General features: G+C 43.8%; 17 protein-coding genes and 1 tRNA gene. 10 read left to right on the top strand and 8 right to left on the bottom strand.

What is annotated here, in order from left to right:
- Both G500_RS26000 and G500_RS0110730 read right to left on the bottom strand, forming a co-directional pair.
- A partial coding sequence (locus G500_RS26000; RefSeq protein WP_035757222.1) for a hypothetical protein occupies positions 1 to 1,033 on the bottom strand: 1,033 nt, incomplete at its 3' end.
- 595 nt (positions 1,034 to 1,628) lie between these two features.
- Positions 1,629 to 2,819, bottom strand: a complete 1,191-nt coding sequence (locus G500_RS0110730; protein ID WP_027002558.1) for an MFS transporter — start codon at positions 2,817 to 2,819, stop codon at positions 1,629 to 1,631.
- A 586-nt stretch (positions 2,820 to 3,405) separates the two neighbouring features.
- On the opposite strand from G500_RS0110730, the gene G500_RS0110720 reads away from it, so the two are divergent.
- The 3 genes from G500_RS0110720 to hisD all read left to right on the top strand — a co-directional run bounded on the left by G500_RS0110720 (position 3,406) and on the right by hisD (position 5,840).
- Positions 3,406 to 3,480: transfer RNA gene (locus G500_RS0110720), tRNA-Val, on the top strand.
- Between the two features lie 185 nt (positions 3,481 to 3,665).
- The gene (locus G500_RS0110715; RefSeq protein ID WP_086047883.1) at positions 3,666 to 4,448 is read left to right on the top strand and encodes a phosphoglycerol geranylgeranyltransferase; all 783 of its coding nucleotides are present in this window, start codon (positions 3,666 to 3,668) and stop codon (positions 4,446 to 4,448) included.
- Between the two features lie 90 nt (positions 4,449 to 4,538).
- Positions 4,539 to 5,840: a histidinol dehydrogenase gene (hisD, locus tag G500_RS0110710; RefSeq protein WP_027002555.1), complete on the top strand. Its 1,302-nt coding sequence runs from the start codon at positions 4,539 to 4,541 to the stop codon at positions 5,838 to 5,840.
- 167 nt (positions 5,841 to 6,007) lie between these two features.
- On the opposite strand, the gene G500_RS0110700 is transcribed toward hisD, so the two are convergent.
- The 3 genes from G500_RS0110700 to rplS form a co-directional block, all read right to left on the bottom strand.
- Positions 6,008 to 9,889, bottom strand: coding sequence for a two-component regulator propeller domain-containing protein (locus G500_RS0110700; protein WP_154657123.1), 3,882 nt, complete (start codon positions 9,887 to 9,889; stop codon positions 6,008 to 6,010).
- Positions 9,890 to 10,206: 317 nt separating this feature from the next.
- Positions 10,207 to 11,433: an ABC transporter permease gene (locus tag G500_RS0110690; RefSeq protein WP_027002553.1), complete on the bottom strand. Its 1,227-nt coding sequence runs from the start codon at positions 11,431 to 11,433 to the stop codon at positions 10,207 to 10,209.
- A gap of 141 nt (positions 11,434 to 11,574) precedes the next feature.
- Complete coding sequence (rplS, locus tag G500_RS0110685) at positions 11,575 to 11,937, bottom strand: 50S ribosomal protein L19 (RefSeq protein ID WP_027002552.1); 363 nt, start codon at positions 11,935 to 11,937, stop codon at positions 11,575 to 11,577.
- A gap of 503 nt (positions 11,938 to 12,440) precedes the next feature.
- Between rplS and G500_RS0110675 the strand changes: the two genes are divergently transcribed.
- A complete protein-coding gene (locus G500_RS0110675) occupies positions 12,441 to 13,802 on the top strand; it encodes a 4Fe-4S dicluster domain-containing protein (protein WP_035757132.1) in 1,362 nt (453 codons plus the stop codon).
- A gap of 104 nt (positions 13,803 to 13,906) precedes the next feature.
- On the opposite strand, the gene G500_RS0110670 is transcribed toward G500_RS0110675, so the two are convergent.
- The gene (locus G500_RS0110670) at positions 13,907 to 14,278 is read right to left on the bottom strand and encodes a response regulator (RefSeq protein ID WP_027002549.1); all 372 of its coding nucleotides are present in this window, start codon (positions 14,276 to 14,278) and stop codon (positions 13,907 to 13,909) included.
- Positions 14,279 to 14,545: 267 nt separating this feature from the next.
- Between G500_RS0110670 and G500_RS0110655 the strand changes: the two genes are divergently transcribed.
- From G500_RS0110655 to G500_RS0110630, 5 genes are all read left to right on the top strand, one after another.
- A complete protein-coding gene (locus G500_RS0110655; RefSeq protein ID WP_027002548.1) occupies positions 14,546 to 15,340 on the top strand; it encodes a cyclase family protein in 795 nt (264 codons plus the stop codon).
- 266 nt (positions 15,341 to 15,606) lie between these two features.
- On the top strand, positions 15,607 to 16,815 hold the full coding sequence (locus tag G500_RS0110645) for an OmpA family protein (RefSeq protein ID WP_154657122.1): 1,209 nt from the start codon (positions 15,607 to 15,609) through the stop codon (positions 16,813 to 16,815).
- A gap of 71 nt (positions 16,816 to 16,886) precedes the next feature.
- Entirely contained in the window at positions 16,887 to 17,456 is a 570-nt protein-coding gene (locus G500_RS0110640) for a YfiR family protein (protein WP_161626122.1), read from the top strand.
- A gap of 40 nt (positions 17,457 to 17,496) precedes the next feature.
- Positions 17,497 to 17,922 carry a hypothetical protein gene (locus G500_RS0110635; RefSeq protein WP_027002545.1) on the top strand — a complete coding sequence of 142 codons (426 nt, stop codon included), beginning with the start codon at positions 17,497 to 17,499 and terminating at the stop codon, positions 17,920 to 17,922.
- Positions 17,923 to 18,205: 283 nt separating this feature from the next.
- Positions 18,206 to 18,520: an antibiotic biosynthesis monooxygenase family protein gene (locus tag G500_RS0110630; protein ID WP_027002544.1), complete on the top strand. Its 315-nt coding sequence runs from the start codon at positions 18,206 to 18,208 to the stop codon at positions 18,518 to 18,520.
- 520 nt (positions 18,521 to 19,040) lie between these two features.
- Here G500_RS0110630 and G500_RS0110615 read toward each other — a convergent pair.
- Positions 19,041 to 19,517 (bottom strand): GNAT family N-acetyltransferase, encoded by a 477-nt coding sequence (locus tag G500_RS0110615; protein ID WP_027002542.1) that lies wholly within the window; start codon positions 19,515 to 19,517, stop codon positions 19,041 to 19,043.
- Positions 19,518 to 19,756: 239 nt separating this feature from the next.
- On the opposite strand from G500_RS0110615, the gene G500_RS0110605 reads away from it, so the two are divergent.
- Positions 19,757 to 23,833 carry a SpoIIE family protein phosphatase gene (locus tag G500_RS0110605; protein ID WP_161626121.1) on the top strand — a complete coding sequence of 1,359 codons (4,077 nt, stop codon included), beginning with the start codon at positions 19,757 to 19,759 and terminating at the stop codon, positions 23,831 to 23,833.
- A 196-nt stretch (positions 23,834 to 24,029) separates the two neighbouring features.
- On the opposite strand, the gene G500_RS23215 is transcribed toward G500_RS0110605, so the two are convergent.
- The gene (locus tag G500_RS23215) at positions 24,030 to 26,891 is read right to left on the bottom strand and encodes a bifunctional acetate--CoA ligase family protein/GNAT family N-acetyltransferase (protein WP_086047895.1); all 2,862 of its coding nucleotides are present in this window, start codon (positions 26,889 to 26,891) and stop codon (positions 24,030 to 24,032) included.
- Positions 26,892 to 26,947: the final 56 nt, after the last annotated feature.

Genomic DNA, 26,947 nt, shown 5'->3' with positions numbered 1-26,947 from the left:
CTGCTAACAAATTTCCCGTTCCTGCGGCACAGTCCCATACGTAATACTCATCTTGCCAATTTTGCCCGAAGGTATCGGCTAAATATTGTTGGGAAAGCTCTACCCAAATTTGAGGGGTAAAAAAACTGCCCTTTCTTTCGCGAATGTCCTGCGGTACAAGCAAGTCGCGTCGTGCCACGATATAATCCCAATATTGCTCTTTGGGCGGTCTTTCGTATTTCTTCCAAAACTGCTGGTGTGCTTTTTGTCCGTCGTGAAAGGCAGTGCGGCGCGAACTAAACATGCCCCAATCATCTATTTTTCGGTCGAGTTCGTAATGATTGTTATTTAAAAGAACAAAAAGTTTGTCTTTAATGGTCTGATTTTCAAGGGAAAGTAAGTCTGCTAAATAAAAATCACCATCAATAAGTCCGCCTTTTTTCACCAAATCCCAATCGGCTGCAATGGTAGGTTTTACCGTTTGTAACCATTTATTATAAATCGTAATAAAATTGTTTTTATCAATTTGAATTTTAGAAAAGTGTAAATTCCCTTCTATAAAATTAGATTTAATAAAATCTTTAAGTTCCTGCGCCTCTTTTTCAAATTGAAAAAGAAGCGAGTTTTCATCAATAATATGCTGAACTGTCTGAAAAAGTTGTTTAAATTCTTTGCTATCCTGATTAGAAGGGGCAACATTCCAATTAAAATCATTCTGATAAAAAACCTCCTGAACGCTATTATAGGGTACAAAAGCGATTTTTTCGGCATCAAACGCACCTAAAAAAGCCGCAGGGAGCGTTTTATCAAAGGTTCGTGCCTTGCCGATAGTTAGGATAAGCTGGACAAGTGCCTTGTAGAGGTCGGCACTGCCCTTTTTTGCCTCTGCCCAAAGCAGGGAAGGCGTTTCGTAGAGCGATTCTTGAAGGGGGCTTGTTTTGGCTACAACGCAAAAGTCAATATTGCCAATTATTTTAGTACAATCAAAATCAATAAAATAGTCTTGCGCTACTTTATTTTTGAGTTCTTCTTCGCGAATATGAGCGTATGACATGCAAGTATTTTTTAAAAAAAGAGTTGAAATTTTTTCTTTATTCTCTAAACAAAGCCTTCTTTGCACCCACTCGAAGGCTATGATTGCTATCACGAAGATACAAAGTTCTTTTTAAAATAACTGCATTTTGAAAAGTTTTTTGAGTTGCTTTTAGGATAAACGCAGGAGATAAGTGCAGTAGTGTTAAGTTCTAAAAATCAGGTGCAAATGTAGGGACAAGGCATTGCCTTGTCCGCTGTGAGATTGAAATAAAAAAGGAATGAACCCCACCCTGCCCTCCCCCAAAGGGCAGTGATGTTAAATTCTAAAAATTAGATTCAAATGTAGGGACAAGGCATGCCTTGTCCGCTGTGAGATTGAAATAAAAAAGGAATGAACCCCACCCTGCCCTCCCCCAAAGGGAGGGTTTCAAAACCAAATTTTATTTCGTGTCAAATTTGAAAAAACTGTAATAAAACAAGGCTTTTTACAGAACTTAACATTATTGCGGACAAGCGCAGGTCTGTTCTACATATTGTTTTCCAACTATTCGCAAACAGACCCAAACTAATTTTATAGATTATTGAAAGAAAAAATAGCCCATTTTATCACTTTATTATTTGACAATTTTAAGAGAAAATACGACAAAAAGCGTACAAGCACTGATGCCTATTGCCACCATTCCCAAAATAGGATAGTGTTGGATTTGCCCTGTGGCGGCTTCGCTCACAATCCAACCGCCCAAAAGAGAGGCACTCCCCGAAGCCAACTGCTGGGCAGAGGCGTTGAGGCTCATAAAACTCCCCCTTCTGCTGGGTTCTACCGAAGAGGTGATAAGCGTTTGGGCAGGCACAAAGCGCGAGTTGGTTGCAATAAAAAACAGCGTTGTAACAACAAGGGCAGTCCAGAGTGGCACAGGGCTAAGATTCGTCAGGACGGCAATGACGGCAAAGGAACTCAATAAGGCTATCAAAAAGACCCGCGCTGCTCCAAATTTATCTACCCAACGCCCTGCCAAAGGCGCGGAAACTACCGTCGCTAATCCACCAAATAGGTAAATATACTTGATGTCTTGTTGCAAAAGTCCTACATTTCGTATCATATAGGGGCTGATGAAGGGAATGATAGAAAAATGCCCCATTATCATCAAAATAGTCAGGGCAAGGGCTTTCCGCAAGTTGGCATTTCCTAAGATGGAAAATAGTTGTTGTAATTTGTTTTCTTTTTCCAAATTAGCATCTTTTAGGTGCGCGTCCATAGCGGGCATCAATTTTAAAATGAGAAAAGCCATCACAAACACAAAACCGCCCAAAAGAAGAAACGGAAGTTGCCAATTATAGCTATCTGCCAAAATCAAACCCAACGGCACGCCCAACACAGAAGCTAAGGAAAAAGAGGTGCTGACAATGCCCATCGCCTTTCCTCTTTCCTCGAAAGGGTATAAATCGCTAATCACTGCCAAAACCAATGCGCCGATGATGCCGCCGAAAAAGCCCGTTAGGGTGCGTGCCAAAAGGAAAAATTCATAGCTGGGTGCAAAACTGCAAGCTATCGTACCCAAACCAAAACCAAACATGACCGCCAAGAGTGCCTTTTTTCTATCAAAACGGTCGATGAAAAAGACCCCAAAAATGCCTGCAAAGAAGGCACTGACCGCATAAGCCGATACCAAGTAGGTGAATTTTTGAGGCGGAATAGCAAAATCTTTCATCAAGACATCGCCCAAAGGCATGAGAATCATAAAATCTACGATATGCGCAAAATTGGAAAGTGCGAACAGATACAGTAAAAGCGTGCGAGGTTTCATAACAATAAGGAGAAAAGAAAGTAAAAGGAGCAGTCTTCTAAGTGGATATTAGTGATGTTAAGTTCCAAAAGTTAGGTTCAAATGTAGGGACAAGGCAATGGCTTTTCCGCAGTGAGAGGGAAACAAGCAAGAGGGAAACAAAAAAGGGTTTAAGACCCAAAAATAGGCTTGATACCAAATTTTATTTTGTTTCTAATTTTGACAAAAGAGGACTTTTGGCAGAACTTAACCTTATTGAGGTGGATACAAGGCGTATCTAAGGTATCTTGGAAAAGAGGGTTTGTAGCAAAGAAAGCGCGGATACAAAGTTGGAGGCGTTATTTATTTGTAGGTACAATGATATAAAAGTGTAATGAAAGCAACAAAAGTCATACGGAAAAAGTTGCGCTTGCGTTGTTGCTGCCTAAAAATAGAATACGGACAAAAAATAGACACACTTGTAAAGGCTTGATTTTAAACTCGTTACAAAGGTGAGAAACAGCGCAAAGGGGAGAATCGCTTTTTAGTGGCTATTTTTTTAGAAAAAAGCGGCAATAGATTTGGTAGTTTCGAAAAAAGACATTACCTTTGCACCATCATTCAAAGCGAGCTATTAGCTCAGTTGGTTTAGAGCGCTACCTTGACAGGGTAGAGGTCATTGGTTCGAATCCAATATGGCTCACTCAAATTTCAATTCTGGTTTGAATTTCCGTATATCATTCAAAAGTATATCATTCAAAAAAGAATTAGAAAAACTAAAAAGCACTAAAAGCAAAAATAAGAAAAGGTCAGGCTCACAGCACTGACCTTTTTTTGTTTCTAATAAGTTTGAGAAGGTATCGACTTACTGCAAAATGCGATAAAACGGTGGAAAAAACAAATTCTATTTACGAACTTTTACAAAATCGTAAAAAAAAAGGCGTAAAGTCCTTGGCACTGCTTCTCGACCCTGACGACATAAGCCTCGAAGCCGCTACCGCCTTAGCAAAGGAAGCCCAAGCGCAAGGCGTTGATTTTTTGCTGGTCGGGGGTAGCCTTATCTTTAATCAGGAAGTAGAAAACCTAATTCGGACGCTCAAAAAGGCGGCTTCGCTGCCCGTCCTGCTCTTTCCTTCGCAAGCGTGGCAAATTTCGGGGCAGGCAGATGCTATCCTATTTCTGTCCTTACTTTCGAGCCGCAACGCCGAACTTTTGATAGGGCAGCAGGTTGTGGCTGCGCCTTTGCTCAAAAATTTGGAGAAAAAAGAGGCTCTCGAAATCATTTCTACCGCCTATTTACTTATCTTTTGTGGCAATCTCACTACGGCGACTTACATGAGCCAAGCCCTACCCATTCCCTACGAAAAAGATAGCGTCGCTTTGGCTACTGCACTTGCAGGCGAACTTTTGGGCTTCAAAATGGTTTATTTAGATGGCGGCAGCGGGGCAGCGCGTCCTATTTCGCCTTCTATGATACAAGCCGTTGCCACACAGGTAGGGATTCCAATTTGGGTAGGTGGCGGTATTCGCACAGCCCAAGACCTACGGGCAGCATATCAGGCAGGTGCAGATGTGGCAGTGGTAGGCACTTCGGTAGAAGAAAATCCCGCCCTGCTCGGACTTTTCACCGAAGCCAAAAATAGCTATAATGCCTTTCCGCAAACCCCGTAAGATTGCCTACTTTAAGTTTCCAACAAAAAACAAATCTGATAATGTCCCTTTTGTTTTAAAAGGCTGCCTTGTCAGTTTTTTCTTTCGAATATGAAAATTTACCGCTTTCCTGCCAAAAAAGAATGGACGGCTTTGATGCAACGTCCGCTATTTGATTTTTCCAATTTGGAAGAAAAAGTAGCCCAAATCTTGCAAACAGTGGCGACACAAGGCGATACCGCTTTGCGCCACTATGCGCAACTTTTTGATAAAGTAGAGCCTACTTTATTAAACCATTTAGCCGTCGGTGAAGCCGAAATCGAGGAGGCAAAAACGCTTGTTTCGCCCGAATTGAAGCAGGCTATCAAGGAGGCGATTGCCAACATTAGGCTTTTTCATCAGGCACAAAAGGAGAACTTTCAGCCTTTGGAAGTTGCCAAGGGCATCCACTGTTGGCGCAAATCGGTGGCGATAGAAAAAGTAGGTTTGTATATACCGGGAGGAACGGCACCCCTTTTTTCTACGGTTTTGATGTTGGGTGTGCCTGCCCAAATTGCAGGCTGCAAGCAAATTATCCTCACTACGCCGCCTAATAGAGAGGGCAAAATTCACCCTGCGATTCTTTATGCGGCTTCACAAGTGGGTATTTCCCAAATTTTTAAAGTAGGCGGAGCGCAGGCGATTGCGGCTTTGGCGTATGGTACTGAATCTGTGCCAGCGGTCTATAAAATTTTCGGTCCGGGCAATCAATATGTAACGGCGGCAAAACAGTATGTAGCGCGACAAGGAGTAGCCATCGACATGCCTGCGGGACCTTCCGAAGTCTTAGTAATGGCAGATAGCAGTGCCGACCCTGCCTTTATTGCCGCCGATTTGCTTTCCCAAGCCGAGCATGGGATTGATAGTCAAGTCGTTTTCCTAACAGATACCGAACTACTTTTAGAATCTGTCCAGAAAGAATTGGCAAAACAAGTCGAGCATCTGCCACGCAAAGAGATGGCAAAGGCAGCCTTAGCCAATAGTCTGATGGTTTTGTTGTCGTCTAAATCAGAAATGATTGAATTTTCAAATCAATATGCACCCGAACATTTGATTATTGCTTTTGATGATGCCCAAGCGCAGGCAGAACACATCAGCGAGGCAGGGTCGGTCTTTTTGGGACACTACACGCCCGAATCAGTGGGCGATTATGCCTCTGGTACAAATCATACCTTGCCTACCAACGGCTTTGCGCGTGCTTATAGTGGGGTTTCTTTGGATAGTTTTATCAAAAAAATAACCTTTCAGACCCTCACGCCACAGGGTTTGCAGCATTTGGGAAAAACCGTAGAAGAGATGGCAGAAGCCGAACAACTTTTTGCCCATAAAAACGCCGTTAGTTTGCGTTTGGCAAAATTGCAGGAATTACCCTAAAAATGCAGGGGCAAATCTTTTTGACGGCTTTTGGCTCTGAAAACGCTTTTTTCCTTCAATCTAACTTCGGACAAGGCACTGCGCCTTGTCCCTACCCTAATCCATGATTTTTAGACTTTAAACTTGCCCTAAATAGTTTCGTCTTTGATTGATAAGCCCTTTGTAAGTTATAGTTGCAAGCCCAAAATGGTAACGTCATCGCGCTGGGGCAAATCGCGTCGGAAGGCTTCGAAGGCAGTCTGGAGGGCTTCTTTTTGGATAGGAAGCGGCTCTTGCTGCAAGTTTTTAAACATTTCTTTAAGACGGTGCGAGCCGATTTTTTCTTTGTCGTCGTTGGCTTGGTCGCCGTATCCGTCTGTGGTTAGATAAATAATTGCCCCTGTTTGAAGGCTTAGGCTGTGGTCTTGGAAGTGCTTTTCGCGCTTTCTATCTCTGCCCCCGATGGCGTATTTGTCGCCCCTAATTTCGTAGATTTCGCCGTTTTGGGTATAATAAAGCGGACGTTTTGCACCTGCAAAAACTACTTCAACGGCTGTATCGCTTTCCTTTTTGAAGACACAAAGGGCGATGTCCATGCCATCGTCGTTTTGTTTTTCGTCTTGTTTGAGGGCTAATTTGATGTCCTGATTGAGCTTTTTGAGAATTGCCGCAGGCGAGGTAAGTTTTTCGATGCTTACGATGTCGGTCAGTAGCGTGCTTCCTATCATAGACATAAAGGCACCGGGTACGCCATGTCCTGTGCAGTCGACCGCTGCCACAAATTTGTATTCGCCTTGTGCATGTAGCCAATAAAAATCGCCTGAAACAATGTCTTTGGGTTTGAACAAGATAAAATAATCTTCAAACATTTGGTTCATTTTTTCATAGGTAGGCAAAATCGACTCCTGTATCGTTAGGGCGTAGCGAATACTATCGGTGATATTTCGGTTTTTATCGCGTATAATTTCGTAGGCGGAGGCATTGTCGAGTGCAATTCCTACATAAACGGCTAAGGCTTGCAGAAGCGTGATGTCCTTTTCGGTAAAAGCCTCCTTGCGATAACTTTGCACCGTCATCACGCCAATGCTTCTATTTTCTACTACCAAAGGTAGGTAAATGGCGGCTTCGGGTTGCAAACGCTCGGCAAGCTGTCGCTCGTTGTAGTGAATGGCGGCTTTGCTTTCTACCCGATTGAGCCAAATTTTTTCTTTTTGTAGGAAAGCCTGCACTGCCAAAAACTGCTTATCGCCAATAAATTCGTAGTAGGAAGGCAGCGGCTTATTTTTTTCTATGAAAAATTTAAACTCTAATCGCTTTTCTGTTGCATTAAAAATACCAATTCCCAAACCTTCTAAGGGCATAAGGGGCTGCAAACGGTCGTAAAGCATTTGGGAAAGGTCGCTCAATTCGAGTGCCGTCGTGATTTTTTTGCCTATGTCTGAAACGGCTTCCAAAGTCGCCAAAGAAAGAGCCAACGATTTGTTTTGTTCCTCTATGCGGTCTTTTTGGGTTTCGATTTCTTCCTTTTGAAGGTTTAATTCGGCAGTGCGCTCCTGCACAATGCGCTCTAAGGCTTGCTTCTGATTTTCTACAATCTGTATGCGCCACCTATAAATTAGCCCCAAGAGCAGCAGCAGCGAAAGCACCAAAATAAGATAAAAAATCTTCTGTTGATACCAATAAGGTTTGATAATAAAATGAATACTTGCGCCTTCGTTGTTCCAGATGCCATCGTGATTGGCTGCCAAGACTTTAAATTCATACTTGCCCGGTGGCAAACTCGTGTAGCTAATCCTTCGCTCGCTCTGCGTCTGTATCCAATCTTTATCATAACCTACTAACTGATACTTAAAAGTAACTTTTTCGGAGGCGATAAAACTAAGTGCCGTAAATTCAAAATTGAGCCTTCGCCAGCCCTGTTCAAGTTCTAAGACTTGCCCTTTTTCTACCTGCCAAGCGAGCGTGTCGGTGAGGACTTTTTCTATATAAACCGAAGGCATTACGGCATTGATGGGAATTTTATTGGGATTGATGACCGATACGCCCCCCAAAGTAGGTATCCAAATTTTGCCATCTTGGGCTTTACAAAAGTGTACTGCCCCTGTACATTCCTCGCTTTTCATGCCATCATCTTTATTGTAAAGACGGGGCGCAATTTTGGCTCTCTTTCCACGCATGACCTCATAAAAAGCCAACTTCTCTTCCTGCCACACGCCTAAGTTGGAAGAAAACCAAATCATGCCCGAATCGTCGTCGGTGATGTCAAAGACGCTCTCTGCTCCTAAGCCTAAGTTCTTATCTAAGGTGAAAATTTGCGCTTTTTCGGGTTGTAGGTATTGGCTGATGATAGAAATACCGCTGCTGGTTGCTATCCAAATGGCATTTTCCTTTACATCTTCATAAATCCCAAAGGCGCGATTATCTGCCAATCCTTTGTCGAAATCGAAGACCGTTAGCAGGTTGCCTTCTTGGTCTAAAATAGCAATTCCCGCATTATTGGTCGCTACCGCAATCTTACCCTCTTGCAAGGCTTTGATTTGCATGATAAAATTAGCGGGCAGTTTTCCATTGTCTTTGTTAAGTTGTGAAAAAGTGCCGTCTTGGTGCAAAATGCTAATGCCTGCCGAGCGCGTGCCTATCCAGATGTCGCCTTTTTCGGATTCAAAAACAAGTCGCGCCTGTTCGTCGCCTAAGCCTTCTTTGATGGAAAAGAGCGTTTTTTGGCTTTCTGAAAAGGTAGGCTTAGGTTCAATTTTTAGCACGCCTTTGTAGGAGGCTATCCAAAGATTGCCCTTGCTATCTTTGAGAATCCCACGCACGCGCTCATTTTCAATCCACTTTTCGAGCGAAAGTGCCGTTACGCTGTTTTGTTCTTTTCTTTCATCTATGATATTGATGATGCCCGCATCTGTACCCACTAAAAAGACCTGCGGCTCTACTTCATAAATTTTATTGACCGAAAGCGAAGCCATGCCCTCGCTCTGTGTATAGTTTTCAAATTTGCCCTGACGGAGGCGCACCAAGCCATTTCTATAAAGAGAAACCCAAAGACTGCCTTCTCTATCATAACTCATGCTGGTTACGTTTAGGGCGATGTCTTCTATCTTATCCAAAAAATCCAAAGAGCCATTGGGCAGCAGCCTGCCTAATCCCTTTGTTGTGCCTATCCAAATCGTGCCTGCCTCATCTTCTAAAAGATACATCACCGAATACGATTCAGTGGCTTCTATAAAGGTGAAATTCTTGTTTTCGTAGCGAAGTAAGCCATTGCGCGTTCCAACCCAAATTCTACCTTTTTTGTCTTCTAAAAAAGAAAGTATGTTGTTGGTCTTGAAGGCAGGGGTGTTTTCAAGGGTATGATGCACAAATTTCTCCCCATCTTGATAGTCGAAAACGACAACGCCATTATTTTCTGTGGCAGCCCATATCTTGCCATTTTTAGTAGCCAATAGGCGCGGAATAGATTGCCCTACCAAAGGAGCGTAGGTATTCAGTGCCTCAAATTTTTCTTTTTTCCTATCAAAGATAAAAAGCCCATTGCCGATAGAGCCTAAAAAAAGCAGGTCGGGATAGCGTTTGTCGAAGGCAATACATTGCAACGGACATTCTATAAAATTCGCATCTTTTCCAAAATAGCGAAAAATCCCTTTTTGATAGCGCACCAAGCCCCCACGCCCTGTCGCGACAAACCAGAGCGCACTATCAGGCGTTTCGAATAGGTCGGCGAAGGTAACAGAATGTAAGCCCTCGATGTTCGAAGGGTCGTAGGTAGTGAAGCGAACGCCGTCAAAACGGTTGATGCCTAAATAAGAAGTAACCCAAAGATAGCCTTCCGAATTTTGGCGCACGCGCGTTGTGGTGCTGGACGAAAGCCCTGCCTCGGTGTCCCATCTCTCTGCAATGTACTGTGAGAGTTGTTTCTTAGGATTTAAGGCTTGCCCCCATAGCGTCGATAAGGTCAGCAAACTGCCTACCCAATAGAATAGGAAGGTGTGCAGACCAATTTCAATACCTAAGCGCAAAATAAAATGTCGCCTTTCCAAATTTCTGCTGTCTATTTTCTCTTTCAAGGTCAAATGGGATTTAAGAGAAAGTACGCAAATAGTAGCATCAATGCCCTTTTTGCTTCTGCCCTGCCTATTTTGTTTTTAGACTTTGTTCTCTTTTTTGCTAAAAAAGCTAAAAACGGTAGGTAGGCAATCCAATAATAAGGGTTTTCTCTTAGAAAAACAAGTGCCTGCTTCAATTTAACGTGAATATTGTGTAAAAAAAGAGTAAGTTGGCGGTTCTGTTGGAAAGAGATGTTTTTTTAGATTGAAAAAAAATAAAAAACTAAGCAAAAAAATATCTAAACAAAAGACTCATTTCTGCACCCTCATTCACCATTTTATTTTGATTTGATATGGGCTGCATTTCGGGCAGGTATCCAAGCCGCCAAAAAAGTAACGCCTGCAACGGTGATGCCTACCAAAATAAAGTCGGTAACTTCCATCTTGACAGGATAGGCGTTCATCAAAGACATTTCTACGCCCAATTTGATAAAGCCATACTTCTGCTGCGTCCAGACTAAGAGATAGCCCATGAGCAAGCCCAAGATTGCGCCGCCAAAGGCGATAAGTGCGCCCAAAATAAGATATAAGTTGCGCAACAAATTAGGTGAAGCCCCCATTGCGGAAAGGATAAAATGGTCGTGCTGCTTTTCTATGGCAAGCATCGCTAAGGAAAAGAAAATATTAAAACTCGCGATTCCCAAAATAAACGAAAAGGTGATGTAGGCAAATAGCCGTTCTATTTTAAAAGCGCGTAGGATAGTGGCTTGCTGCTCTTCCTGATTTTCTACTTTAAATTTATCGCCCAAAAGTGAGCGCAATTTTTTTTGCAGTGCCTTAATGGTTTTCTCTTTGCCGTCGGTGGTCTTGATTTCGAGCGAAGTGCGCTTGTTTTGGTAATCCATAAGTTGGCTTGCAAATTCTATAGGCACAATGACGTTGGCTTGGTCGAATTGCTGTTCTATAAAAAGCACCCCTGCGGCTCTTAGGCTGCCTTTGTGAAAGGCACTCAAAGGATTGGTGGGCGATACTGTTTTTTTGTCGCGATTTGGATACCAAAATTCCAAAGGCGTGATGTCATTGGAAAGCGAAACGGAAAGACGCGCCTGCACGCCATAACCTAACAAGGCAAAATAAGCGTCCTCGCCTTTGATTTTAAATTCGCCTGCGGTAAGTTTTTCGGCAAGGCGATATTGTTGATAAAAATTATCGCTCACCCCTTTTACATTTACCGCCATCTGCCCATCTTGGTAGCGGAGCAGGGCATTGTCTTCTATGACCTCTGTTAGGGCGATTACCTCTGGCAGGTCGAGGATTTGTGTGTAAAGTAGGCTATCTGCCTGAAAGGTTTTGCCCCTGCTTGGGCTGACCTTCAATTCGGGATTGTGTGAGGTGTGCAAACTTCGCGTTAGCTCTTCCAAACCATTAAAAACAGAAAGCACCGCCACAAGTGCCGCCGAGCCTATTGCAACGCCGATAACGGAGAGAATGGTAAGAAAGTTGATAAAATTTTTTTTCTTTTTAGAAAAAAGATAGCGTTGGGCTATAAAAAGCGAAGTTTTCATACTCGATATCAAAGGCAGAAAAGAAGCACAGTAGAATTGTTAATGGTTAATCGTAGGTCGATTGTGGAGAAGCAGAGCCTGCCTAAAAAGATAGGGACTCGAAGCATTTGCCTTCACAATTAACCATTAACAATTTAAAAATTAGCGTCTTTCTTTGATACGTGCCGCTTTACCCATCAAACCACGCAAGTAGAACAAACGCGCTCTGCGTACTTTGCCTCTGCGTACTAATTCAATTTTATCGACATTAGGCGAATTGATAGGGAAAACGCGCTCTACACCCACCCCATTAGACACCTTGCGAACTGTAAAAGTTTCGCCGTTGCTATTAGTGTGGCGGCGTTGGATAACTACGCCTTGGAATTGCTGTACGCGCTCTTTATCGCCTTCTTTGATTTTTACGTGAACGTTGATGGTATCGCCTGCACGAAATTCAGGAAAATTCTTTTCCTTCAAAGCCTCGCTGTATTCTTTTTCTACAAGCGCAATGAGTGGATTTTTCATAAGACAAAGATGTAACAAGAGGGATATTTGAAAAACAGACTGCAAAGGTAGTAAGAAAACTTGGGCTTGACAAAGTTTTGCCCCTTTTTTTTGATGACAAATTCCCAAAATTTGCGCCTTTGCGTTATTTCTATTGCTAACTTTCCAAAAAGAGGAGGCTTTCTATGGCTTACAATTTAGAAATGCTCTAAATTATACCCAAAAAAGGGTCTGCGCCGCCTTTAAGAGTCAAAATATTGCGATTTTTACGAAAGGTTTGCATTTTTGCTTGCAAATAGTAGGCGTGCCGAGTATTTTTGCGGTATCTTGTGGCTTTGAAAGCCCTATCTTATTGGTTGTCTTGTTGTATTTTAGGATAGCTTGGGGCAGCCTTGTTATGGGCTTATTGATACCTTTGCAGCAAGCGTGCAAACAAAAGCGTGCTACAAAAGCGTTTTTGCGTCAAAAACTTGACCTATGCCAATTCATATCCTCCCTTTTATCTCAAACAATTTCACAATTTTATGACTGATTCTCTCAATTATTTTGCATATATCTTCCAGATTTTGCTTTTTGTCGCGCTCTTGGGTGCGACGGCACTTTTGGTGTATCAGCGTTTCAAGGCTATCCGTAGGAATATTCTTTTGGGTAGGGATTTGGAAATGCCCGAAAACAAACAAAAAGGTTTGGGCAAAGTCTTAGAATTTGCCGTAGCCCAACGCAAGATGTTTGCCCGCCCGATTGTGGGTTTGCTACACTACCTCATCTTTGCAGGTTTTGTCCTTATCAATAGCGAACTGCTCGAAATTGTCTTAGACGGACTGACAGGCAGCCATCGCCTTTTTGCAGGCTTTTTGCCCACTTCTTTGTACCAGTTTCTGATTGGTTTTTATGAATTGATGGGCTTTTTCGTTGTCGTTGCTTGTGTCGTCTTTTTTGTACGAAGAAATGTTTTGAAGGTAGAGCGTTTTCAGAAGCCCGAAATGAAAGGGTGGGCATCTCTCGATGGCAATCTGATTCTGATTTTCGAGGTGATTCTGATGTTTTTCCTTTTCACCATGAACGCCACAGATAGCATTTTGCAGGAGCGTGGAGCGGCGCACTATGCCATTTTCGAAAGTCCGACGCGCTTTTTGGTGAGCCAATTTTTTATACCACTTTATAGCGGCTTTTCTGATAGTTCTTTGGTTTTGATAGAAAGAACGGCTTGGTGGGCGCACATTTCGGGTATTTTTGCCTTCGGCATTTATGTTACGTATTCTAAACATTTGCATATCATTATGGCTTTCCCTAATACCTATTATACACGCCTACAAGCCAAAGGGAAGGTTGAAAATATGGAAAGCGTAACCAACGAGGTCAAAATCGCGCTCGGAATAGCAGAACCAGACCCCAACGCAGACCCTAATGCCATGCCTGAACGTTTTGGCGCAAAAGATGCTACCGATTTGACTTGGAAAAACCTCATGGACGCTTACGCCTGTACCGAATGTGGGCGTTGTACCGATTCCTGCCCTGCCAATCTGACAGGCAAAAAACTTTCGCCACGCAAGATTATGATGGATACGCGCGATAGAATAGAAGAAATTGGGGCGCAAATGGATAGCTTGGGGGAAAACTACCAGCACGACGGCAAATTTTTGTATGGCGACTATGTAAGCAAGGAAGAACTTTTAGCCTGCACCACTTGTAATGCCTGTGTCGAGGCTTGTCCCATTAGCATCAGTCCGTTGGATATTATTATGCAGATGCGCAATTATGTCGCGATGGAAGAGGCAAATGTACCCGATTCTTGGAAATCGATGCTCACCAACGTAGGCAATAACGCCGCGCCTTGGGCTTTCCCTGCCTCCGACCGCTTTAATTGGGCGCAGGAAACAAAGTAAGATGATGTAAACAAGACTTGTCAATATGATTTGGATAGACCAAAGGGCTTTCAAAACCCTTTGGTTTTTTTGTGAGGCAGGATTATAGCACAATGATAACGTCCTTATAGCGCAGCCTTTTCTATGACCCCACAAAGCTGCTCCATCGTGAAGGGTTTGGCTAAAAAGCTGGTCGCGCCTGCCTGAAAAGCCTCCTGCTTACGCGCCGAACGTGCTTCGGTGCTGATAAGAATGACGGGCAAATTTTGATACCGTTCTAAGGCTCTGATAGCCCTGACAAGGTCTATGCCGTCCATTTCGGGCATATTCAAATCGGTTAGGACGATACTTATGTTTTTTTGCTGTAAAATTTGTAAAGCCTCTTTGCCTTGTGTGGCTTCCAAGACTTCATAGCCTTTGTTTTCTAAGGCAATTTTGACGACGCGGCGCGTGCTGGCAAAGTCATCAACGATAAGACAAGTTTTTGAGAAACCCATAAAGTTTTGATTTTAAACCTAAAAAAAAGAAACCTGAAAGAAAAAGGTACGCCTATTTTGGGGTAGAAAAAGTACGCTAACGTGCGGCACAATCAAAACCATTGCGCCACAAGTTTAAAAGCAACTTTAATAAAGATTGTTTAGGTTTGGACTTCTTAAAAAGATGGGGTTTAAAATCTTATCCCAAAGCTACACAAAATTTTTCTATTTCGAAAAAATGTTTAAATTAGGGGCGTGTTTTGTCCTACCTTATCTGTACCCTACCCCATGCAATTCGAATTTGAACACCAAGACCGCCGCTATCGCTTTGATAGCCGCCATTTTCACAATTTGGCACTTCCGCTACGTGCAGGTGGCGAAAATCCTAATTGCTATTATGCACAAAATCCCGACTACAAAGTCATACGATTTGGCGATAGCTTTGTAGGCAGTGTAGCCGAAGGGGGCAGCGTCAATTATTTCGAATGGACAATCACCCCACATGGCAACGGCACACATACAGAATGTTACGGACATATTGCCAAAGAAAACAAAACTGTGGATACTTGTTTTGAAAAGCATCTTTTTTTTGCCAAAGTAATTTCATTAGAACCTACACAAGTTCCCTCTACCTTTGAAAAAGACACAACCGATTCTATCATTACCTTAGCCCAAATCAAGACGGCTCTACAAGGCGATTTTTATTTGAAAGAAAAGGGCGTAGAAGCCTTGATTATCAGAACTTTACCCAATCAGGAGGCGAAAAAAAATCGCGCTTATTCAGGCACAAATCCCCCTTATTTTGAGGCTACGATAGGCACTTGGCTTGCCCAACAAGAAGTAGCACATTTTCTCACCGACTTGCCCTCGGTGGATAGAGAATCGGACGGTGGTGCGCTTGCCTTTCACAAAAATTTTTGGCAATATCCCCAAAATCCGCGCCCGCTTGCAACTATCAGCGAGCTAATTTTCGTCCCACAAGAGGTCAGAGATGGCAATTATCTTTTGTCGTTTCTTTTGCCGCGTTGGTCGACAGATGCAGTGCCTTCGCAGCCCATTTTATATGATTTGCTTAGTTTTTGATAAGCCTAATAGCAAAACCATTTCGTTTTTTTTGGAAATGGCAATATCTTTGCCCCTACAAAAGAACATTTGCAGCCCCGAAGGTTTGCAGTACCCAACAATTTGCCAAACATCTTGCCACACCACTTGGAAGACGAAAAACGCCACCTACCACCTTTGAGGCTATCCAAATCGCTTTCAATGCCTAATCAAGACTCGAAAAATCTCGAACAATAACGCACTCAAATAGAAAATACTACTTTTCTTTTTCTAAAATTAGTACAAAAATGCACAGCTCCGCCTTTCAAGCTGTTCGGTTGGGACTCTTCACCTTTCTTGCCTTATACCTTTCACTTTCGCTGGGGGCAGACCTCTTGGGCGCACCACAAGATAAAGCCGTTACCTTCGTAAGCGGACATCTCACCCTGACCGATAAAAATGCCGCTACGCCCCAACTGCTCGAATGTCAGCTCACGATACAAAATCTAAAAACAGAGCAAAATGAGGTGCGTGTCTTTCCGCCCGAAGCGCAACAGGGCAAATTTTTCGCTTTACTTGCCCCCAATCAGACCTATCAGGTATCCATTCTGCCCATAGGTTTTGAAAATGCCTACACCTTCGAGCTACACATTCCTGCCCAGACTTATTATTACGAACTTGATAAAGAAATAGAATTTGAAGCCGTTATGCTTTTGGGTAGGAAGGTAAAAGAAACGGCAGTTTTGAAAAAAGAATACCAGCGTTTGCTCAAAGTAGAAGATTCGCTCAAAGCCGATGCAGAGCAACTCCGCTACGATTTTATGATTGCTTTTCAAGATTATCTTTTTTCACAAAACGACCCCGAACTCTTCGAAACTGCCCAAACGTTGATAGACGAAGGGACAGTAGAAATTAGCCTTGCTAACTACCAAAGCACTGCCGAAATCGCACCCGACGCAACCTATGACGACCTTTTCACTACCCTTGAAAGTGCCTTCGAAGACGGCGATTCGCTTTTGCTGACCAGCATGTTCCGCGACGAGGAAAAGCAGGGCTATTTTATCTCCGCCTTAGAGAATGAAAGTAGCAAGGCACAAAACCGCCCCGAATATGCCTTTTCGCTGCCCATAGAAGCGCAAATGAAGCCCGACTTGCGCACCGTCATACAGCAACATTTCATTTATTTTGACCCCCAGCAACGCCGCAATCTCGATGTTTCGCAAAGCAGTAAATTAGATGAAATTATTAGTTGGCTTAATCGCGAACCGCAGGCTTCCATAGAAATTTACGGTAGGTTTCCCGACATGGAACACAGCGACAAAATGGGAGCGCAGCATCTGCACGACAATTATTTGCGCACGCGCACCGTTTATCGTTATATCAAAAGCCGTTTGCAGGACAAGCGAAAAATTGCCTTTGTTGTTTTTGGTCTAAACCATAATTTGGAGGTTTTAGAAAAAGAAAATGAAACAAATCCGAAACCGCAAGTAGAAATTCGCATCTGTGGCAATAATTAGCCCTAAGCTCTGTTTTTTCTTTGGGTAGGCTTTCTGCCCCTATTGGCTCTACCACTTCAACCCACAAGCTCGTGAAAATCGCTACCTTTCGTTTCCAAACTTTGCGTTTATTTTTTCTACTGTTCTTTTTTTGGTTCTTCGCCTCTGTTCAAAATTCGCAGGCGCAGTACAATAAATATGAACTTAGGGCGGGTCTGATATTGAATTTTGTCAAATACACGCTTTTTCCTGCCGAAGCCTTTTCAGGCACAAACGACCGCATTAAGATAGGCATTTTAGGCGACGACCCTTTTGGCGGCACAATAGAGCGCGTCTTGATAGGGCGACCTGTGCAGGGCAGGCATTGGCGCATTGTACGGGGAAAGAAAGCGAAGGAAGTATGGAATTGTCATGTGGTCTTTATTTGTCAGTCTGAAAAAAACAACATCAAGGAAATATTGGAGTATCTGGGGCAGTATCCGACTATTACCATTGGCGACCAAATTCCAAATTTCTGCCAATATGGAGGCATCATCAATTTTATAGATGGAAAATACAACTTCGAAATCAATTCCAACGCTGCCAAAAGTGTCAAGCTCATCTTAGACGCACGCCTGCTCAATATGGCGCGAAATATCATAGGGGATACAACAAAACCATAATTTTTACTTTTCAAATTACTCACATTTTCTTACCTTTTATATGAAAAAAATCATTTCGTATGGTGCTTTAATGGGACTTATTTTTTTCTTATCTGCTTATTCTTGCACTTCTTATGCACAGTGGAATACCAAACCTTTTGAGCCAAAAGCGGACATGGTTGCTATCAAGCCCACTGATAAAGAAGTAAAGCTAAAAGTAGGACAAAAGTTGTATTTTTCAATGATAGCGCATGGTTCAGTCGGTTTGGGCGCAGAGGCAAATTCACAAGATAGCACCGTTCTAAATCGCATAGAAATTCATACCGCTCACCACAATCCCGACGAGGAAGGCATGACAGGAAACGACAAAGCAACTATCACCTTCGTATTCGAGGCTCTTAAAAATGGCAAAACGACCCTTATTACCCAAGAAAATTTTAGAGGCGAGGTGCGTAATGTCAGAAAAATTAGGGTGATTGTAAAATAAGTAGTTGCTTTTTAGACTTTATTCACTCATTGCTGGTATCCTATGGCTTTCTATGGGAGTGATGTTAAATTCTAAAAATTAGATGCAAATGTAGGGACAAGGCATTGCCTTGTCCGCAGTGAGATTGAAATAAAAAGGGTTTTCAGTCCCAAAAACAGGGTTTAGCCCAAATTTTATTTCGCTTCTAATTTGACAAAACAAGACTTTTCACAGAACTTAACATTACTGCTTTCTATGGGAGGCTGGCAATGGTGCTTTTTTCCTATACTTTAATCGCTTATTTATGATAGCCAATACCCCTAAGCCTCCCTATTATGCCGTCATTTTCAGTAGTCTAAGAACCGAAAAGGACGAAGGTTATGAAGAAATGGCAGAGCTAATGATGAACTTAGCCGCTCAACAAAGTGGCTTTTTGGGGGTGGAGAGTGTTCGCGACGGATTAGGTATTACCATTTCTTATTGGCAAGACCTTCGCGCTATTCAGCAGTGGAAGCAAAATTCAGAACATCAAATTGCACAACGGAAGGGGAGGGCAGATTGGTACAAACAGTACAAAGTAAGAATCGCAAAAATAGAAAGAGATTATGAATTTTTATAGTTGCAAATTTTAATAACCTTGCTCTTTCCGGCGTTGTTACAACGGTCAAAAGGTCAAAAAACGGGGTTTTGTGCTTTGCACAAGCCTCCTGAACCCCCACCCTGCCCTCCCCCCATAGGGGAGGGTTCTAAAATCAAACTAATTTTCGGGATTTTGCATAACAAAGCAAAGATATTTTATGATAAAAAAGCCCCGCCCTATGGGGGCGTGGTTTGGGGTGGGGTGCATTTAAGACTTTTATCGTTGCAACAACGCCCTCTTTCCCGAAAAGGCTGCCCTTCATAATCATTGGCGCAACCTTTGGCTTAACTTTTGCGTTTTATTGCCAAACCTAAACCTTCTATACCCATGCTTAATTTCATTTGGCTTATTTTGAAGCGCATCGATTGGAAACAAATCATTATCGGAATTGTCATTAAAAAGTTATTAGGTAGAATTTTTCGTTAATGCGTCTTCCGCGCTAACCAAAAGTGTCCAAAAGATACGGCTTCGAAAGCAGTCTTTTGGACACTTTTATTTTTTAAATTTTATATAAAGTAGCTTCTTCTAATCTACAGTTGTACCAACCTGTATCGATGACTGCGCCCCAACTTTTGTAAAATTCTATGGCAGGGGTGTTCCAATCCAAAACTTGCCAAACCATCATCTTGACCTCTAATTCCTGCGCCTTGCGTGCTGTGGCGGCAAAAAGAGCCTTGCCTATTCCCTTGCCACGCACTTTTTCGGTTACGACTAAATCTTCCAAATATAGACAACGTCCTTTCCAAGTAGAATAGCGAACGTAGTAAATCGAGATGCCCACTAATGCGCCTTGACTTTCTGCCACCAACATGCCAAAGGCGGGGTTCTGCCCAAAACCGTCGCGCAACATTTCTTCGGGGGTATTGCTGACCGCGTGAGGGGCTTTTTCGAAAAGTGCCAATTCTTCTATCAAAGCAAAGGCAGCAGGGACATCTTGCGGACGCGCCTGACGAATTTCAAAAGTAGGGTTTTGCATATTCTAAATGATTATTTTAAACGGTTATTTTAAATGATTTTGAAACTATCAAATCAAAAGAAAGAAAAAAACAAAGAAGCGAAACAAGAGAAAATCAAAACTTTTAGGGACAACAAGGACAAAAGTCAACGCCCTTTTGTAGGCGCAATTTGCAATTTTAGGCAAATTTAGCTAAAATTGCACGAAAAATAGTGCCTTCTTCGCACAGCTCCTTCTATTCACCTTCCCTCCCCTTTGTGGTGCTTTCCCATTTTGGCTTTTTACGAATCCCTACCAGCGGCAAGACCAGCGATAATTTGCGTACCGTTTGCGCTACGCCTTTTGGTATGCTGCTTTGCGTAGCCTTTGTGGGCTTGTGGGCTTTGTCTTCCCTTTCTGCCCTTGCCCAACAAGTGCCGCCTGTGGGTAGTGGCTTTGCTTCGGGCTTTTATCCCGAACAGTATTACGCGCCCTCACACTATCGCGCTGATGCGCAAAATTGGGCAGTGGTAGTAGATGAAAGGGGAATTTTGTATGTAGGCAATACCGAAGGCGTTTTGTTGTATGATGGTTTGCGGTGGGAAAAAATCGAGGTCAAAAATAAAAGTGTGGTACGCGCCTTAGCCGTAGGTGAAAATGGGCGCGTCTATGTAGGTGCGATAGGCGAATTTGGCTATTTAGAAAATACGGCGCAGGGGAAAAAACGCTATGTCTGTTTGAGTGATAGTTTGAAAGAAAAGCCCAACGCGCCCAATCCTATTCCTTTTTCGGATATTTGGCAGGTGCTGCACACCCCCGAAGGGACTTTTTTTGCAGCTATGGCAGCTTTTTTTCGCTATAAAAATGGAAAGGTCAGTTTTTGGAAAAACGACAAAAACGAATTTTTCAAAATCGGCTATGTAGAAAACAAAATTTGGCTCTCCAAAGCAAGCCAAGGACTCATGACCCTCGATGGGCGCGATTCCCTTGTCTTGCTACCCGAAGGCGAAAGGTTTAAGGGCGTGCGGCTCTATTTTACTGCGCCGCTTGATGCAGAAAGCACCCTCTTTTTTACCAATCCGCGCAAAGCCAACACGCTTTTTTGGAAATACCACCACACCCATTCTGCCCACAGAAAAAGCTACCCCGATAGCCTTTTTAGCCCTGCCTTTGCAGCCCAAGATGAGATGAGCCTCTATCGCAGGCAGTCGTATGAAGCCTTTTCGTTGGAAAAATTAGGGCTACCCCAACTTTTTGCTGTTCCTACCCTAAGCAAAGGCGTTGTGATTATAGAAAAAAATGGAAAAGCTAAGGACTTTTTAGACAAACAAAACGGACTTACTGACGAGCGCGTCTTTGGCGCAGCACCTCTTCGGCGAGGGCTTGCCTTAGCAACGAACAAAGGTTTTTCGCTGCTGCAATACCCTTCTGCTTTTCAGTTTTGGAGCGAAAGAAAGGGCAACTTGTATGAAGTGCAAAAAATAGGACGGTACAAAGGTGAAATGATTGTTTCACAAAAAAATGAGATTTCGAACTTGGCGCAAACGCGCTTACTCAAAAACAAGGAGAGTTTGGCACGTCGTAATGTTTGGTTTATCGAAGAGATAGAAATAGAAGGCGAAAAGCCCGAAAGTTTTTTGCTTATCGGCAGTTCTTATGGCATAGAAGTTTGGAAAGATACCACACTTTTACACGAATTTTACAATAAAAATGCCTTTTTTATTAAAAAATTATCCCCCAAATGGATACAAGCACAAAATCTTCCTACTCACAGCTTTTTGGTAGGCGTTGGCGATAGTTTGGCTATTTTATCCTACCACAACCAAAAATGGATACCCAATCGGCCTGCTTGGGGAATTGGGGCAGAGGCGCGTGGCGCAGTTATTGATGGGGCAGGTAGTATGTGGATAAGTACCTCATTTCAAGGCACTTATCGGCTTTTTCTAAAAGATTCTTTGCAAAAGAAAAGCCTTGCGATTGCGCGTTATGACACACTCAAAGGGCTGCCTACTAATAATTTCATCTCACCTTATTTTGAAGCCGATACGCTTTATTTCCTAACCGAAGCAGGCTTTTATCGCTACCAAACAGAAAGCGACAAAATAGTGGCAACGCCCTTTCGAGGCATAGATTTGGGCAAGGCGCAGGTAGCGATAGAAAATGTGCTTTCTGATTCAGATAAAAATTATTACCTTCTTTTGAAAGACCTTTCAGGCAAACGCCCGCGTATGCGTTGGGTAGAAAAGTGGGCGAAAGAGCCTAATGGTACGTATCAGCGTTTGGCAAGTCCGTTTGCGGTGCTGCCCGATATGGCATTTACGGCATTTCTACTCGATTCGCAGGCACTTTGGGTAGGCGGACAGGAAGGCTTATATCGCTTTGATTTGCCCATAGAAACGCCCAAAAAAGTAGCCTTTGAAGTCTTTTTGCGCAACATCTACCTGCAAGAAGATTCTCTTTTGGCAGGGGCATTTTACGATTTTAGCCGCCCCCTCGAACTCGATTTTGCCAAACAGCGGATTCATTTTGAATTTGCCACAGACGATTATTTTTACGAAAAGCGAACCCAATACGCCTACTTTTTAGAAGGTTTAGATGAAAATTGGTCGGAATGGAGCTATGAAAAGAAACAAGTTTTCCACAACCTTTCCGAAGGCAATTATACTTTGCACCTAAAAGCCAAAAATATCTGGGGGCAGGAAACGGAAGTCAAACGCTTTACTTTCAGGATTTTAGCACCTTGGTATCGCCGCTGGTGGGTGCAAGCCATCGCTATTGGCGTGCTTATCGCAATGGGGGCAGGACTGGTTCGGATAGGCGTGGTCTATAATTTGCGCCGCCTTGAAAGGAAAAATAGGGCTTTGGAAATGGCAGTACGCGAGCGCACGCAAGAAATACAACTCAAAAATGCAGAATTAGAACAGCAAAAAGAGGAAATTTTGGTGCAATCTGAAAACTTAAAAGACCTCAATCGCGACATTCTGACCCAAAAAGAAACCTTAGAGTTGAAAAATTTGGAGATTGAAGCCCAAAAAGAAATTTTGAGCAAACAAAAAGATTTGCTCGAAAAAACCTACCAAGACATCAGAATTTTGAGCGAAGTAGGGCAGGAACTAACTGCAACCCTGCAAGCAGATGCCCTCATTCAGCGGCTCTACCTGCGCCTTCAAGCCCTGATGCCGCTCGATGCTTTTGGGGTGGGCATTTGGAACAAACACAATCAACGTCTTGACTTTCAGGGTTTTATGGAAATGGGCGTACCCCTTCCTTTTCACTATGAAACCTTAGACGAGGCAGAGCAATATTCTATTATTTGCTTTTCGCAAAATCGCGAAATTTTGGTCAATGACACAGCAGAGCAGCCCGAACCTGCCGCTTCCCGACTAAAAGAAGGCGAGGACATGCGCTCACTCATTTATCTGCCTCTGCGCTTAGGCGATGAAATTTTGGGAGTCATGACGGCACAAAGTCGGGAAGCCTACGCCTACGAGTATCGCGATTTGGCGATGTTGCGCTCTTTGGCTACTTATACCGCCATTGCGATTGCGAATGCGACAAGTTATCAGGAATTGCAGCTCAAAAATCAGGATATTACCGATAGTATTCGCTATGCGCAAAATATCCAACAGGCGATTTTGCCTAAAAAGACCCTCACAAACCAACTTTTTAAAGCCTACTGCCTTTTGTATCAGCCCAAAGATTTGGTAAGTGGTGATTTTTATTGGTTTGAAACGATACGTTTTGAAGGTCAGATTTGGCATTGGGCAGCCGTTGCCGACTGCACAGGGCATGGCGTTCCCGGTGCTTTGATGGCGATGCTTTCGGCTACTTTGCTCAAACAAATTATTGTAGAAAACCACATTTCAGACCCTGCCGAAGTTTTGTACAAACTGCATGAAGGAATCCAACAAGCCTTAGCACAGGGCGGCGAAAGTGGCAACAATGACGGACTCGACATAGCCCTTTGTGCGTGGCGCAAAGAAGAAGGTAAGATTTTGGTACAATTTGAAGGCGCAAAACGTCCGCTTTGGTATGGATATGATAAAAAATTAGAAATTAGGCAGGGAAGCCGTAGCAGCATTGGCGGAAAGCAGCGCAAGGGCGTGGCTTTCGAAACCAAACAGCTTTCCTTTTCTGCCGAAAAAGACCTAACGATTTATCTCTTTTCCGATGGCATCATAGACCAAGCAAACCTCGAAGGGACAAAGTTTGGTACGCCTACCCTGTTGCAACTTTTGGAATCGATGCAGGAGCGTCCTTTAAAGGAGCAAGAAAGCGCACTGAAAGAAGCCCTACAAAGGCATCAGGGAGATGCCGAGCAGCGCGACGATATTTGTTTTTTAGGTTTTAAAGTCTAACCGTCGCCGAGGGCGTTGCCCGTCGGCGAGGTTTAAACCCCGTTTAAACCCGATTTAAACTATGTTTAAACCCTGTTTAAACTCTATTTAAACTACGTTTAAATCGGGTTTAAAAATCCTTTCACTTCGTTTTACTAATTTCAGACAAGGCAATGCCTTGTCCCTATAAGTATCGCTCTGAATCCTCTTTCAAAAATCAATCTTCGTCTTCCCATTCGAAAAGGCTTTCCCTACCCTGACTTTCTACATAAAGAGTCGCCTTTACTGCTCCTTCTGCCATATCGAGGCGCATTTCGAAGCCCAACTTTTCGCATACTTTTTTCATGGCTATATTTTCGGGTAGGATGTCGGCGTGCAGGATTTCTATTTTTTCGCGCTTGCAAATTTCTACAATTTGCGATAAAAAAACTGTTCCCAAGCCTTCGCCCTGATAGTCGTCGATGATGGACATCGCAAATTCGGCTTCTTGTGTGCCAGAAAAGCGAACACAACGCGCAGCCCCAATGACAAGCGGCTCTAATTCGCCGTTTTGATTGGGCAATGCTGTTTCGCAGACTAAGGTTATCTGTCGTTCGTAGTCGGCAAAACAAAGCCGCGAAAGCCGCTCATGCGAAATTCTTTGGTCTAAACTGACATTGTGAAAGAAGCGAAAATAGACGCTTTTGGTAGAAAGGCGGCTATGAAAGACCTCCATCAAGGGCTGGTCTTCGGGGCGGATAGGGCGAATCTGGACGGCAAGTTGTGATTTTTTCAAACGCCATGCCATTTCGTAGGATTCAGGATAAGGACGAATTGCTAAGGTGGGCAGTTCATCTTGGGGCGTGTCGGCAGGAAAAAGGCTGATATTGGCATCTAAAATCGCCATGCCATCGGCTGCCGAAACTGCAATGGGGTCTATTTTAATGCCGCTAATCCAAGGCTGCTCCACAACCAGCTCGCTAAATCGTACCAAAAGTTGTTCTAAATTAGCAATCGTATCTACATCTAAACGCGCCGCCTTTTCTAAGGTCTGATAGATGCGCGTTTGCTCCATTGCGCGTCGTGCCAAAGTGGTATTGAGGGGTGGCAGGGCAATGGCGCGGTCGGGGTAGTATTGCGCCGTCTTTTCGCCATTGCCAAAGACAATGACGCGCCCAAATTGGCTATCTATTTGCATGCCCACGGCAAGCTCGATGCCTTGTATGCGGCTCATCTCTTGTACCATCACGCCTTCAAACTTATCTGCCCCGCGCCTTTCTTCTACATTTTTTTGGATGTCCTGATAGGCTTTGGACACTTCTTCGGGCTGTTTGAGATAGAGGCGCAAGCCGCCACTCAATACATTGCTGCTACCATCTAAGACGTGCGCTTTGAGCGCGATAGGTTTTCCAATCGCTAAGGCTTTTTGGCAGGCTTCTTCGGGGCTGTGGGCTAATTGTGTTTCTATGACGGGCAGTCCGTAGGCTTTCAGAATTTGCAGCGATTCCCATTTCGAAAGGCGTGTGCGTTTTTCTTTTTGGGCTTGAAAAATGATTTGCTCTACCTGCTCGCCTGCAAAGGCATGGGGGGTTTCGGTGCGGCGTGGCGTTTGGTAGATGCCCTTTAAATTGTAGGCGTATCGCCAAAGGTAATTGAAAATGGCGGCGGCAGAATCGGGGTAGGGCAGGTGTGGAATCCCTACCTGTGCCAAAATTTCGCGCCCTTTTTCTACCTCTACACTTCCTACCCAAGAAGCCAAAATGGGTTTGTCCTTGATTTTGGCAAATTTGGCAATGCGCTCTGCCGTTTCGGTAGGGTCGGTATTGACCTGCGGCGAAAGAATGACCAAGATGCCATCTACCTGCGTATCCTGCGCAATGACCTCCAAGACTTTTTCGTAATTTTGGGGCGTACCCTTTCCTAAAAGGTCGATGGGATTGTGGATTTCCCAACAATGTGGCAAAATCTGATGCAGACTTTCGCGACTACTTTCAGAAAGTTCGGCTAACTGCCCTCCGCCTTTTAGTAGCGCATCTGTGGCTAAGACTCCCAGACCGCCGCCATTGGTCAGAATGGCTAAATTTTTCCCTTTGGGGCGTGGCTGTTTGGCAATCACCTCTGCCATTAGAAAGACCTCCTGCAAGGTATCTACGCGCAAAATCCCCGACCTACGGAAAGCGGCATCAAAGACGGCATCTTCGCCCATTTGCGCTCCTGTGTGGTAGAGGGCTGCCCAAGCCCCTTCTTGCGTTCTGCCTGCCTTCAAGACGATAATTGGCTTAGAATAAGACACTTCACGCGCTGCCGAAAGGAAATGACGCGCAAAGGTTACGGTTTCGCAATAGATGACGATAGCCTTCGTTTGGGGGTCGTCGCCCAGATGAAAAATCAGTTCGCCCAAGCTAATATCGAGCATAGAGCCGATGGAAAAGAACGCCGAAAAGCCTACATTGGCTTTTTTTGCCCAATCTAAGATGCCATCGCCTAAGGCTGCACTTTGGGTAATAAAGCCGATATTGCCGCTATTGGGCAAATGTTGGGAAGGGGTGGCGAATAGGTTTAGGCTGGGGCGAATCACGCCGATAGAATTTGTGCCTAAGATGCGCACGCCATATTTGCGTGCTGTAAATAAAATACGCGCTTCTAATTCCGCGCCTTCCTGCCCGATTTCGCGAAAACCTGCCGAAATAATCAGCACCGTCTTTACGCCTGCCTGCCCACACTCGCGTACCACCTGCGGAACGGTTGCGGCAGGGGTTACGATAATGGCTAAATCTATCAATTCTTCTATTTCCGATACCTCGTCGTAACACTTCTGCTCATACACGCGCCGATGCTTCGGATTGACAGGATAGACCTCGCCTTTAAACCCTTTTTGCGTGAGGTTTAAAAATACCTCTCTGCCGATACTCCCTTCCCTTTCACTTGCGCCAATAACGGCAATAGATTGCGGCTGCAAAAGCCTCTCTATGCTTTCACGCGAATAGGGTAGGTGCAGTTTCTGCCAACTAAAAGGCGGCGTTTGGGTGTCCTCTGCGCTAAATTTTTCGTACAAGCAGCGCAAAACCTCACGAAAGGAAATAACAGGCGGCGTTTTCATACCACAAAAATAAGGAAAAGTGGGAAAGACGCAAGCACAAAGGAACACCTTTGGGA

Origin of the sequence: Hugenholtzia roseola DSM 9546 (genome assembly GCF_000422585.1) — a bacterium.
GTDB classification, from domain to species: Bacteria; Bacteroidota; Bacteroidia; order Cytophagales; family Bernardetiaceae; genus Hugenholtzia; species Hugenholtzia roseola.
This window is presented reverse-complemented; position numbering and strand designations above follow the sequence as displayed.

Excerpts from the sequence above, each read along its gene's own strand:
- rplS (WP_027002552.1), bottom strand. The coding sequence starts at position 11,937 with ATGAAAAATCCACTCATTGCGCTTGTAGAAAAAGAATACAGCGAGGCT.
- G500_RS0110615 (WP_027002542.1), bottom strand. The coding sequence starts at position 19,517 with ATGCAAAACCCTACTTTTGAAATTCGTCAGGCGCGTCCGCAAGATGTC.
- G500_RS0110675 (WP_035757132.1), top strand. The coding sequence starts at position 12,441 with ATGACTGATTCTCTCAATTATTTTGCATATATCTTCCAGATTTTGCTT.
- G500_RS0110630 (WP_027002544.1), top strand. The coding sequence starts at position 18,206 with ATGATAGCCAATACCCCTAAGCCTCCCTATTATGCCGTCATTTTCAGT.
- G500_RS0110655 (WP_027002548.1), top strand. The coding sequence starts at position 14,546 with ATGCAATTCGAATTTGAACACCAAGACCGCCGCTATCGCTTTGATAGC.
- G500_RS23215 (WP_086047895.1), bottom strand. The coding sequence starts at position 26,891 with ATGAAAACGCCGCCTGTTATTTCCTTTCGTGAGGTTTTGCGCTGCTTG.
- G500_RS0110645 (WP_154657122.1), top strand. The coding sequence starts at position 15,607 with ATGCACAGCTCCGCCTTTCAAGCTGTTCGGTTGGGACTCTTCACCTTT.
- G500_RS0110635 (WP_027002545.1), top strand. The coding sequence starts at position 17,497 with ATGAAAAAAATCATTTCGTATGGTGCTTTAATGGGACTTATTTTTTTC.
- G500_RS0110730 (WP_027002558.1), bottom strand. The coding sequence starts at position 2,819 with ATGAAACCTCGCACGCTTTTACTGTATCTGTTCGCACTTTCCAATTTT.
- G500_RS0110690 (WP_027002553.1), bottom strand. The coding sequence starts at position 11,433 with ATGAAAACTTCGCTTTTTATAGCCCAACGCTATCTTTTTTCTAAAAAG.
- G500_RS0110670 (WP_027002549.1), bottom strand. The coding sequence starts at position 14,278 with ATGGGTTTCTCAAAAACTTGTCTTATCGTTGATGACTTTGCCAGCACG.
- hisD (WP_027002555.1), top strand. The coding sequence starts at position 4,539 with ATGAAAATTTACCGCTTTCCTGCCAAAAAAGAATGGACGGCTTTGATG.